13 protein-coding genes are annotated in these 11,020 nt (G+C 45.8%); 7 read left to right on the top strand and 6 right to left on the bottom strand.

Annotation, left to right across the window (positions count from 1 at the left end; genetic code table 11):
* Nucleotides 1–62: 62 nt before the first annotated feature.
* The 4 genes from tsf to QWZ13_RS13690 all read right to left on the bottom strand — a co-directional run bounded on the left by tsf (nt 63) and on the right by QWZ13_RS13690 (nt 2,245).
* The gene (tsf, locus tag QWZ13_RS13675) at nt 63–929 is read right to left on the bottom strand and encodes a translation elongation factor Ts (RefSeq protein WP_290283371.1); all 867 of its coding nucleotides are present in this window, start codon (nt 927–929) and stop codon (nt 63–65) included.
* An 84-nt stretch (nt 930–1,013) separates the two neighbouring features.
* Nucleotides 1,014–1,751 (bottom strand): 30S ribosomal protein S2, encoded by a 738-nt coding sequence (rpsB, locus tag QWZ13_RS13680; RefSeq protein ID WP_290282263.1) that lies wholly within the window; start codon nt 1,749–1,751, stop codon nt 1,014–1,016.
* Between the two features lie 88 nt (nt 1,752–1,839).
* Complete coding sequence (locus QWZ13_RS13685; protein ID WP_290282264.1) at nt 1,840–2,067, bottom strand: hypothetical protein; 228 nt, start codon at nt 2,065–2,067, stop codon at nt 1,840–1,842.
* Nucleotides 2,068–2,095: 28 nt separating this feature from the next.
* Nucleotides 2,096–2,245 carry a hypothetical protein gene (locus QWZ13_RS13690; protein WP_290282265.1) on the bottom strand — a complete coding sequence of 50 codons (150 nt, stop codon included), beginning with the start codon at nt 2,243–2,245 and terminating at the stop codon, nt 2,096–2,098.
* Nucleotides 2,246–2,324: 79 nt separating this feature from the next.
* Here QWZ13_RS13690 and QWZ13_RS13695 point away from each other — a divergent pair, with 79 nt between their 5' ends.
* Nucleotides 2,325–3,341 carry an IS110 family RNA-guided transposase gene (locus QWZ13_RS13695; protein WP_290283236.1) on the top strand — a complete coding sequence of 339 codons (1,017 nt, stop codon included), beginning with the start codon at nt 2,325–2,327 and terminating at the stop codon, nt 3,339–3,341.
* Here the strand turns inward: QWZ13_RS13695 and QWZ13_RS13700 are convergent.
* Together QWZ13_RS13700 and QWZ13_RS13705 are read right to left on the bottom strand one after the other, a co-directional pair.
* Nucleotides 3,323–3,538, bottom strand: coding sequence for a hypothetical protein (locus QWZ13_RS13700; protein WP_290280165.1), 216 nt, complete (start codon nt 3,536–3,538; stop codon nt 3,323–3,325). The genes QWZ13_RS13695 and QWZ13_RS13700 overlap by 19 nt on opposite strands.
* 431 nt (nt 3,539–3,969) lie before the next feature.
* Nucleotides 3,970–4,131, bottom strand: coding sequence for a hypothetical protein (locus QWZ13_RS13705; RefSeq protein ID WP_290282266.1), 162 nt, complete (start codon nt 4,129–4,131; stop codon nt 3,970–3,972).
* A gap of 143 nt (nt 4,132–4,274) precedes the next feature.
* On the opposite strand from QWZ13_RS13705, the gene map reads away from it, so the two are divergent.
* From map to QWZ13_RS13735, 6 genes are all read left to right on the top strand, one after another.
* A complete protein-coding gene (map, locus tag QWZ13_RS13710; protein ID WP_290282267.1) occupies nt 4,275–5,051 on the top strand; it encodes a type I methionyl aminopeptidase in 777 nt (258 codons plus the stop codon).
* A 58-nt stretch (nt 5,052–5,109) separates the two neighbouring features.
* Complete coding sequence (gene glnD / locus QWZ13_RS13715) at nt 5,110–7,797, top strand: [protein-PII] uridylyltransferase (RefSeq protein ID WP_290282268.1); 2,688 nt, start codon at nt 5,110–5,112, stop codon at nt 7,795–7,797.
* Nucleotides 7,794–8,984 (top strand): succinyldiaminopimelate transaminase, encoded by a 1,191-nt coding sequence (gene dapC, locus QWZ13_RS13720; protein ID WP_290282269.1) that lies wholly within the window; start codon nt 7,794–7,796, stop codon nt 8,982–8,984. The genes glnD and dapC overlap by 4 nt, the downstream gene beginning before the upstream one ends.
* 12 nt (nt 8,985–8,996) lie before the next feature.
* Entirely contained in the window at nt 8,997–9,338 is a 342-nt protein-coding gene (locus tag QWZ13_RS13725; RefSeq protein WP_290282270.1) for an ArsC family reductase, read from the top strand.
* A gap of 11 nt (nt 9,339–9,349) precedes the next feature.
* Nucleotides 9,350–10,381, top strand: coding sequence for a 2,3,4,5-tetrahydropyridine-2,6-dicarboxylate N-succinyltransferase (gene dapD, locus QWZ13_RS13730; RefSeq protein ID WP_290283372.1), 1,032 nt, complete (start codon nt 9,350–9,352; stop codon nt 10,379–10,381).
* Nucleotides 10,382–10,442: 61 nt separating this feature from the next.
* A complete protein-coding gene (locus tag QWZ13_RS13735) occupies nt 10,443–10,985 on the top strand; it encodes a GNAT family N-acetyltransferase (protein ID WP_290282271.1) in 543 nt (180 codons plus the stop codon).
* The last annotated feature ends 35 nt before the right edge of the window (nt 10,986–11,020 follow it).

Raw genomic sequence — 11,020 nt, forward strand, 5'->3', positions numbered from 1 at the left:
CGCATTTTTTGGGCGCATAAAAAAAGGCAGCCTAAGCTGCCTTTTTCTTATAAATCAGTAACTTAGTTACCTTTAGCTGCCGCAGCAACTTCAGCAGCAAAGTCTACTTCTTCTTTCTCGATGCCTTCACCCACTTCAAAGCGAGTAAAACCAACAACATCAGCGCCAGCATTCTTCGCTAAAACACCCACTTTAACGTCTGGGTCTTTAATGAAAGGCTGCTCTGTTAAAGAAATTTCAGCTTCAAACTTCTTGATACGACCAATCATCATCTTCTCGATGATTTCAGCTGGCTTACCAGAACCTTCAGATTGAGCACGAACAACTTCTTTTTCACGCTCTAATACGTCTTCTGAAATTTCAGAAGGCTTAACAAACTGAGGGTTACTTGCAGTAACGTGCATAGCAATGTCTTTAGCTAGCTCAGGCGTGCCGCCTTGTAGCTCAACAGCTGCCGCAATTCGACCACCATGAACATAAGCTTCAACCGTTTTGCCTTCGCCACCTACAAAAGAAATACGACGAACAGAGATGTTCTCGCCAATCTTCTGAACTAGAGCTTCACGAACGTTTTCAAGTTCGCCAGCCATTAGCTTAGCAACGTCAGTTTCTTTTGCTGCAAACGCCGCATCAGCGATTGTGTTTGCAAAACCTAAGAAGTTTTCGTCACGTGCAACAAAGTCAGTTTCACTGTTGATCTCAAGCAACATAACCACTGAGTTATCTTCAGCAGTACGTGTAACAATAATACCTTCAGCCGCAGTACGACCTGCTTTCTTAGCCGCTTTCAGACCAGATGCTTTACGCAAATTGTCGATTGCCGCTTCGATATCGCCATTGGCTTCAACCAATGCCTTTTTACATTCCATCATGCCTAAGCCAGTACGCTCACGCAGCTCTTTAACTAAACTTGCAGAAATCGCCATGATTTTTATCCTCAATTCGATTAATAATAAGCATTCTCAAACCAAAAAAGGGGCCAAAACCCCTTTTCGAACGAATAAGGTCTAGCCTTACTCTGCAGCTTTTTCTTCAGTCGCTTCAGCAACTTCAACGAATTCGCTTGCTGTGTCAGCTTTAGCTTCAACAACTGCGTCTGCAATAGTACGTGCGTAGATTTCGATCGCACGGATTGCATCGTCGTTACCAGGAATGACAATATCAACGCCATCTGGGTTAGAGTTAGAATCGACAATACCAATGACTGGGATACCTAACTTGTTCGCTTCTTGAATAGCGATACGCTCGTGATCAACGTCGATTACGAACAAGACATCAGGCAAACCGCCCATATCTTTAATACCACCGATCGTTTTCTCAAGCTTAACGATCTCGCGAGAAGACATTAGACGTTCTTTCTTAGTTAACTGCTCGAAAGTACCATCTGCTTCTTGGCTTTGAAGATCACGTAAACGCTTGATCGATTGACGAATCGTTTTGTAGTTGGTCAACATACCACCTAACCAACGATGCGCAACGTAAGGCATACCCGCACGGATAGCTTCTTCACGAACGATGTTGCTAGCAGAACGCTTAGTACCAACAAAAAGAACCTTGTTCTTTTTAGCGGCTAATTTAGAAACCAAAGCAATCGCTTCTTCCATTGCTGGAACAGTGTGCTCAAGGTTAATAATATGAATCTTGTTACGCGCACCAAAGATGTATTGAGCCATCTTTGGGTTCCAGTAACGAGTTTGGTGACCAAAGTGAACACCTGCTTTAAGCAGCTCACGCATTGAAACTTGTACCATAAAATCCTCTCTAATTGGGTTAGGCCTCCACACATCCCATAGTCCAACCCGAAGGCACCCAGAACCACGTGACGATGCATGTGAGATTTTAAGTTACGGTCATGATAGACCGACTCTTACGAGTTAAGGTGTAAGAGCGGCGCGCTTTATACCAAATACATACCCCTATAGCAAGGGAAAAGATGGAGCGGTTTTGGGTTTTAGGCTGCGGGCTGCGGGTGGAGGCCGCTAAAAAAGGGCTGTTTAGGCGTGCTAGTCGAGGTCGACGGTATGGAATGGAGGGGCGTTTTTTTTGGCTGCGGGTTGCGGGCTGCATGTTAAAACCTATAACTGCCCTTTTACCGCTAGGAGCCCCCGGAACAGAGTGATGAAGCGATTTGCATTCCTTCAAGAGCCGCTATGCCTCGCCGAGATACCAATTTTTTTATTTCTCTCGGAAATCCGAGCCGTGGATGGCGAGGCTTAACGGCGCATGGATAATGGTATGGACCCACCCCACTTCCCTATCGGCCTCATAATGGGCCAAAATGGAAGTTGAACACAAACCATTTAACAGAAGCGGAGTGGGTCGATATGAAGATTACAACGATTGGGTTAGATATTGCAAAGTCTGTTTTTCATCTGTTTGCTACCAACCGGATGGGCAAGCTGGTTAAGAAAAAGCAGCTGCGTCGAAAAGAGGTTTTGGCTTACATGGCAAACTTAGATCCGTGTTTAATTGTGATGGAAGCCTGCGGCGGCGCCAACTACTGGGCGTGGGCGTTTATTGCGCAAGGTCATCAGGTCAAACTTATCGCGCCGCAGTACGTCAAGCCGTTTTTAAAAGGTAATAAAAACGACTACAACGATGCTGAGGCAATCGCTGAAGCCGCGCAGCGGCCAACGATGCGCTTTGTGCCTATCAAGAGTATTGAGCAACAAGATGTACAGAATTATCACTGCCGCCGTGAACGTCTTAAAAAGGCCCGTACCGGATTGGTCAATCAGGTACGAGGGTTACTGGCGGAGTATGGGATTGTGATTAACCAAGGGATTGCCTCTGTACGCCGAACATTGCCGGAAGTATTAGAAGATGCAGAAAATGGTTTAACGGTTATGGCACGAGAGCTCTTTGCCGACTTGCTCGACGAGCTGTACGAACTGGATCAACGACTGCACATCTGCGAGCAAAGGATAAAAGCAGTGAACAAAGAGAACGAGACCTGTAAACGCCTAGAAGGCGTGTTGGGCATCGGCGCAATAACCGCCAGTGCATTGTATGCGGCTGCAGGCGATGGCAAAAACTTTGTGAATGGTCGTCATTTTTCTGCGTGGATTGGCCTCGTACCTGGGCAACACGCCAGTGGCGGCAAGGCAGGTTTACTTGGGATCAGTAAACGGGGTAACGGCTACTTACGCACTCTATTGATACACGGTGCTCGCGCAGTACTCATGCATTCGGCCGGCAAGATCGATCGCTTCAGTTGTTGGGCACAAGCACTGTTGGCGCGCCGCGGGCATAATAAAGCCTGTGTCGCTGTAGCTAATAAACTAGCACGTATTGCTTGGGTAGTTATGGCCCGAGAAGAGAGTTACCGCTTAGCGGTATAGAAGCAAACGCCAGCCAAAGGCTGGCAATATAATAAGAGAAAGTAATTACCTTTCACTTCAGTTGCAAAAGACAGATTGATCGGATGGTGAGATAGGTCAGACCGGCTCATCCGAACCCTTACACGCGCATTGGCCTTCGAGGCCGTATGGATGATGAGGGGGTTGAGCGCAGATAACCATCGGGGCCAGGAGGTCAAAAACACCTTCAGTCAAAGGCCGGATATATGAGAGCAATGATTTTCTCTCACATGATGATCAAATATGTCTTGCAAACGGGGTGGGTCCATATATGCGCGAAAAGCGACCGAGGAAAGTGAAAATGGGTGGCTAGGCGGAATGTGGTGCTGAACATCAACACTTCGCGTCTCCGCTTTGCTTCAAACACTCCTACTTTTGGTAGGTTGATTCGAGGGTAGCCTAGGTACCCATTTTTACTTTCCTCGGAAATCCGAGCCGTGGATGGCGAGGCTTAGCGGCGCATGGATGCGCGAAAAGCGACCGAGGAAAGTGAAAATGGGTGGCTAGGCGTAATCTGGTGCTAAATTACAGCAGGTTGGTGAACCTAAAACTTCGCGTCTCCGCTTTGCTTCGAACACTCCTACTTTTGGTAGGTTGATTCGGGGGTAGCCTAGGTACCCATTTTTACTCTCCTCGGAAATCCGAGCCAGGGATGGCGAGGCTTAGCGGCGCATGGAAGCGCGAAAAGCGACCGAGGAAAGTGAAAATGGGTGGCTAGGCGAAATGTGGTGCTGAACATCAACACTTCGCGTATTCGCTTTGCTTCGTACACTCCTACATTTTGGTATCGTTTTAATCGGAGGATAGCCTAGGTAACCATTTTCAGAGGATTATTCCATCTAACCCCTATGGCTACTTTTTGGCAAAACCATTAGAATCTATTGATATTACTCAAGAATTTGATTTGGAAGGTCCATGGCTGTCACCATAAAAACACCTGATGAAATAGAAAAGATGCGCGTTGCAGGCCGTTTGGCTGCGCAAGTACTTGAAATGATCGAAGAACACGTGGTACCTGGCATCACTACGGGTGAAATTGACCGTATTTGCCATGACTATATCGTTAATGTGCAAGATGCTATCCCAGCACCACTGAATTATGGGCACCCTCCTTTCCCTAAATCTATTTGTACATCGGTTAACCATGTAATTTGTCATGGTATTCCGAGTGATGAGAAAAAGCTGAAGAAAGGCGATGTCGTCAATATTGACGTAACCGTAATTAAAGACGGTTATCATGGTGATACCAGCAAAATGTTTTACGTAGGCGAAGTGCCCGCGCATATTGACCGCCTATGCAAAATTACTCAAGAGTGCCTATATAAAGCCATTGAAATTGTTAAGCCTGGAACCACCCTAGGTGATATCGGCCATATTATTCAACAGCATGCCGAATCTAACCACTACAGCGTAGTGCGCGAGTTTTGTGGGCACGGCATTGGAGCTGGCTTCCATGAAGAGCCACAAATTGTACATTACGGTAAGCCCGGCACAGGAATGGCGGTTAAAGAAGGCATGTGCTTCACCATTGAGCCTATGATTAACCAAGGCAAGGCCGCCTGCAAAATTTTAGGCGACCAATGGACAGTGATCACCAAAGACCGTAAAGCCTCGGCACAGTGGGAGCACACCTTGCTTGTCACTAAAACCGGCGTAGAAGTACTCACAAAACGGAACGAAGAGAAATTCTAAAAAGGCTATCAGTCAACTTTGTGAATAACCACTACCTGACTTGATTTAAGGACCCACATTGGATCTTTCGCGATACGCCGATGAGAAGCTGCTCGATAAAGCAGCACTCATCGAACAGCTAAAAACGGAACCAGCGATCCCAACATTAAAAGCTGCGCTGGATAACTTAAGCAAAGTACTCGATCAACGCTTTGTAAAAGGAAAACCAATACGCAGCCTCGTTTGTGGCCGAGCTTGGGCAATGGACATGCTCCTTCAGAGCATATGGACGCAATTTACTTGGGAAAACCCAGAAAAAGTGGCCATCATAGCCGTTGGCGGTTATGGCCGAGGTGAATTGCTGCCCAAATCCGATATCGACCTGCTGTTTCTATTTGAATCCGAAAAAGACATTGATAACAACGTTTCCTCCTTACAATCATTCATCACCCTACTGTGGGACATTAAACTCGAAGTTGGCCACAGTGTTCGCACAATCAAAGCCTGCGTTAACGAAGCCATTGCCGATGTAACGGTGACCACCAACTTAATGGAATCTCGCACGATAGTCGGCAGCCACGAACTGTGTGAAGCCATAACCGAAGCCGCCTCGCCAACGAATATTTGGCCCAGTAAAGATTTTTACAAAGCCAAAATGAACGAACAATCGATTCGTCATGGCAAATACAACGAAACCGAATACAACTTAGAGCCTAATGTAAAAGCAGGTCCCGGTGCACTGCGCGACATTCAGAATATTGGCTGGGTGGCCAAGCGGCACTTTGGTGATGACTCGCTGCAAGACCTGGTTGAGCGAAACTTTTTAACCGATTCTGAGTATCACGAACTGCTCGAAGGCCAAGACTTTTTATGGCGTGTTCGCTACGCCCTGCACATGAACACTGGCCGCGAAGAAGATCGGTTACTGTTTAACTTACAAGAACAAGTCGCCGATTTATTTGGCTATGTAGAGCGCGAAGGTTTGCTCGCCGTAGAACACCTGATGCAAGACTACTTTCGCCAGGTCTTTAAGCTACGAGCGCTCAACATCATGTTGCTGCAACATTTTGATGAAGAAATTTTAGGCGACAAAAACAAAGAACAAGAAGTTATAGAGTTGAACTCTCGCTTTGTTGTAATAGATGGTTACATACAAGTGACCCAAGACAACGTGTTTCAGCGCACGCCCTCGGCATTGTTAGAAATATTTGTATTGTGCGCGCAAACGCCAGAAGTGAAAGATATTAAAGCCTCAACATTGCGGCTTATTCTGGCTAGCCACCGATTAATTGATGGCCACTTTAGACAAGACCTACGTAACATTACGTTTTTTATGGAACTGTTACGATGCCCAATGGGTGTATCTACCAACCTAAGACGCATGAACCAATACGGGGTTTTAGGGTTGTATTTACCTGAGTTTGGTAAAGTGGTTGGGCAAATGCAGTTTGATTTGTTTCACGCTTATACCGTCGATGCCCATACCCTTTTGACTATTCGTAATCTTCGAAAATTCCGCCACAAAAGCAACACCAAACGATTCCCTATTGCCACCAAAGTTGTTCAGCAGCTGCCTAAAGTAGAGTTGGTTTATATTGCCGCACTCTACCACGACATCGGCAAAGGACGAGATTCTGATCACAGCGTTGAAGGCGCGATTGACGCCAAACGTTTTTGTATTCGTCACCGGCTTTCAGAGTGGGACACCGAACTGGTTACCTGGCTAGTACGCAACCATTTACTGATGTCGATGACCTCGCAGCGCCAAGATATTTCAGACCCTGAAGTGGTCAATCAATTTGCGCAGCAAGTAGGAACTTCTCAACGGCTCGAATATCTTTACGTTTTAACCGTTGCCGATATTTACGCCACCAACCCTAATCTTTGGAATAGCTGGCGGGCTTCCTTATTAAAGCAGCTCTACGAATCGACAAAAATTGCGTTACGAAGAGGCCTAAGCAATCCAGTCGATAAAGATGAGTGGATAGCTCAAACTAAATCTAAAGCCATGGAACTGTTGGTTGAAGATGGGTTTACTCAAGAAGACTTTATCGCACTGTGGGATAACCCAGGTGATGACTACTTTTTACGGGAGACGCCTGAAAACATTGCTTGGCATTCTAGAGCTATCGCCAACCACGGAAAAAATGTTCCATTAGTGTTATTAAAAGAAACCAATACCGGAGCAGGTTATGCTGGCGGAACTCAGGTGTTTGTTTACGCACCAGACCGACCTTATTTATTTACCGACATTGCCACCACTCTCAGTAACTTAAACTTAGTGATTCAAGATGCACGCATTATGACGTCGTCGTCTTCGAACTTCAGTTTAGATACCTTTATTGTACTAGAAGCCGATGGCACCAGTATTGGCGATAATTCTGAGCGCTTAAAAGAAATTCAGCACAAACTGTTATTAGCCATTCAGGACCCTGACTCTATATCTGCGACTCATCGCCGTATATCGCGCCAGCTGAAACATTTTCAGGTACCAATCGAGATCACCATCAGCAATGACAGCATTAACCCGAAAACAATTGTAGAGGTTGTTGCGGCAGACAGACCTGGTTTATTAGCCGATATTGGCCGTTGCTTTAAAGAACAGAACTTAATTCTACAAAATGCGCGCATTTCAACTTTGGCCGAACACGTAGAGGATGTCTTTTTTGTTGTGAATCAAGACGGCGAGCCGTTGCAAAGCACAGAAGAAGTTGAAAACTTACAAAAAGCGCTGACACAAACTATTTCAGAGGTACTTGACCGTTGAACCCTCGTTTATCTGCATTACACCCGTACCCGTTTGAAAAGCTCCGAGCTTTATTAGCCGATGTTACTCCGGCCGAGCAATCTCCTATTGCATGGTCTGTTGGGGAACCGAAACACGCTGCTCCGAGTTTTGTAGAAAAGGTGTTAAACGCCAACCTCAGAAGTTTTGAAAACTACCCAGCCACTGCGGGCACACTTGAACTGCGCGAAGCCATTAGCGCTTGGTGCTACCGCAGGTTTAAGTTAAAAGAAACCGATGCCTTTAGCGCGGAAGCGAATGTACTGCCAGTCACCGGTACACGTGAAGCACTCTTTTCTGTTGTGCAAGCTCTATTCGATTCTGAGTCTGATGCCGATGAAGTTTGGATGCCAAACCCGTTTTATCAAATTTATGAAGGCGCAACTTTATTAGCGGGTGGTAAAACACGTTACCTAGACTGCACAAAAGAAAACGATTACCAGCCCGACTATCGATCCATCAACGATGAACAATGGCAACAATGCCAAATGCTGTTTATTTGCACACCGGGTAACCCCAGCGGTACAACCTTATCGATCGAGACATTAAAATGGCTCATCAAAAAGTCGATTCAACACAATTTTATTATTTTTAGTGATGAATGTTACAGCGAGCTGTATCGAGATGAAGCAAACCCACCTGCTGGCTTACTGCAAGCAGCCTCTGATTTAGGTCATAATGATTTTAAAAATTGCTTAGTCTTTCACAGCCTCAGTAAGCGCAGTAACCTACCAGGGCTACGCAGTGGATTTACCGCCGGTGATAGTGAACGGATTGCTACATTTTTACGTTATCGAACCTACCATGGTTGTGCCATGCCTATACCGCATCAAAAAGTCTCCATTGCCGCATGGCAAGATGAGACGCATGTGATAAACAACCGTAAACGTTACAACGAAAAGTATCGTGCTGTTACGGCCGAGTTAAAAGGCGTGTTACCACTTAGCGTACCCGACGCCAGCTTTTACCTTTGGCCAGATTTAGAAACAGATGACTTACAAGTCACCAAAGATTGGCTCAGTAAAGCCAACATACGAGTGTTACCAGGGCAGTATTTGTCTCGTACCGTCGATGGAGTAAACCCTGGTTATGGCCATGTACGTGTTGCTTTGGTCGCACCCTTAGATGATTGCATAACAGCGGCCAAAAGATTGAAAAATATTTTATAAAGGTACCGTTCCATGATTAAAATTTACGGCATAAAAAACTGTGACACCCTTAAGAAAACCTTAAAATGGTTTGACGCTCAAAACGCAGACTATCAATTCATAGATTACAAAAAAGAAGCGCCTACCCAAGCGCTTGCTCAACAATTTTTGGCGGCGCACCCTTGGGAGACCGTCATTAACAAACGCGGTACAACGTGGCGAAAATTGGATGACGAGACAAAAAATTCTATGACTGAAACCAAAGCCGTTGACCTAATGCTAGAGCAACCGTCAATTATTAAGCGCCCAATTGTTGTATCGAATGACACAATTATAGTCGGCTTCGATGAAGCGGCATTTCAAAAATTAATTTAATGGAGAATCACATGTCTTACTATGCCATCGGTTTAGGCACTGCAACGCGCAACAAAGAAGAAAAAATCATTGAAACATGGTACCCACAACCGCAGTTAAACCCAGGCGATGCCTTGATTCAGTCGGTCAACGCTATTGTTAAACACGATTCAGGCAACGCCGTGCATGTATTAGAGCCGGCACAATACAAAGCCCTAGCCGATGTGTTCGACGCAGAAGGTTTAAACTTAAATGCTACGTTATTAAACCACGCCAAAGACAGCGAACAGACGCTAGTGTTAACGCTCTTAGAAACCGATGCCGCCCCTGCAAACGTAGCAGAAGGCTTTCTTAAATTGCATTTATTGTCTCACCGCCTAGTGAAGCCACACGGTACCAACCTAGATGGAATTTTCAGTATTTTGCATAACATTGCCTGGACCAGTGAAGGCCCGATAGATTTACCCGAGCTACCGCAACGACAAATCGAAGCACGTTTGGCTGGCCGAGTTATCGAAGTAAACTGCATCGATAAATTCCCTAAAATGGCAGACTATGTTGTACCGAGCGGCATCCGCATTGGTGATACAGCACGGGTACGTTTGGGTGCGCACTTAGGTGAAGGCACCACCGTCATGCATGAAGGCTTTGTTAATTTTAATGCAGGAACCGATGGTGTTTCTATGGTTGAAGGCCGTATCAGTGCCGGAGTTATGGTTGGGAATGGTTCAGATGTAGGTGGTGGTGCTTCTATTATGGGCACCCTATCTGGTGGCGGTAAAGTTGTTGTGTCTATGGGCGAAAACTGCCTATTGGGTGCAAATGCTGGGGCGGGAATTCCACTTGGAGACCGCTGCACCATTGAAGCCGGTTTATACATTACGGCGGGCACCAAAGTGACCATGCTCGACTCAAATAAAGACGTCATTAAAGTTGTGAAAGCACGTGAATTAGCTGGGCTTTCCGATCTGTTGTTCTGGCGCAATGCGGTCAGTGGCCGAATTGAGTGTCTAACCAATAAATCGGCTATAGAGCTTAACAGTGAGTTACATTCTCACAACTAACCAATGGCCGTAATCGTTCCAAGCAACCTAACGGCTTGGAACGACCTACTTTAGGAGCAACATGACACAGCTAAAAACGAACATTAGCGGTTTAACGCTTCGCTACCCTGACCCTACTTTTGCTCCTCAACTGGCCAGTTTAATCGATGAAAATCGAACCTTTCTACGACAATGGTTGCCTTGGCTAGATTTTAGTACTCGCGAATCTGATTCTCAGCGCTTTCTCACCGATTGCCTAAACGGCATAAACAATGGCACACAATGTCCAATGGCTTTGTACTTACATGAAGAGCTCATTGGCATGGCTGGCTTTAATATTATTAACGCCTCGAATCACAGTGCTGAAATTGGCTATTGGCTGTCGAAGGAGCATTGTGGCCACGGCTATATGACTGAAGGCGTGCGAGCCGTTATTCAGCACGGTTTCCAAGAATACAAACTGAATCGCATTGTGATAAAAGCCGCCACCTTAAATCATCACAGTCGTGCCATAGCGCATCGACTTGGATTTCATCATGAAGGTACCTTACGACAAGCTGAAATGCTGTACAGTCGCTATCATGACCTAGAGCAATACTCGCTTTTGCATTCAGACTGGCTATAACTATATCAATATTTTTTGATATAGCTTGATATTCG

It is taken from the genome of Reinekea marina (genome assembly GCF_030409715.1).
GTDB lineage: Bacteria > Pseudomonadota > Gammaproteobacteria > Pseudomonadales > Natronospirillaceae > Reinekea > Reinekea marina.

Coding starts and splice junctions, on each gene's coding strand:
- rpsB (WP_290282263.1), bottom strand. CDS start 1,751: ATGGTACAAGTTTCAATGCGTGAGCTGCTTAAAGCAGGTGTTCACTTT.
- QWZ13_RS13685 (WP_290282264.1), bottom strand. CDS start 2,067: ATGCAGCCCGCAACCCGCAGCCAAAAAAAACGCCCCTCCATTCCATAC.
- QWZ13_RS13695 (WP_290283236.1), top strand. CDS start 2,325: ATGAAGATTACAACGATTGGGTTAGATATTGCAAAGTCTGTTTTTCAT.
- map (WP_290282267.1), top strand. CDS start 4,275: ATGGCTGTCACCATAAAAACACCTGATGAAATAGAAAAGATGCGCGTT.
- QWZ13_RS13725 (WP_290282270.1), top strand. CDS start 8,997: ATGATTAAAATTTACGGCATAAAAAACTGTGACACCCTTAAGAAAACC.
- dapD (WP_290283372.1), top strand. CDS start 9,350: ATGTCTTACTATGCCATCGGTTTAGGCACTGCAACGCGCAACAAAGAA.
- QWZ13_RS13735 (WP_290282271.1), top strand. CDS start 10,443: ATGACACAGCTAAAAACGAACATTAGCGGTTTAACGCTTCGCTACCCT.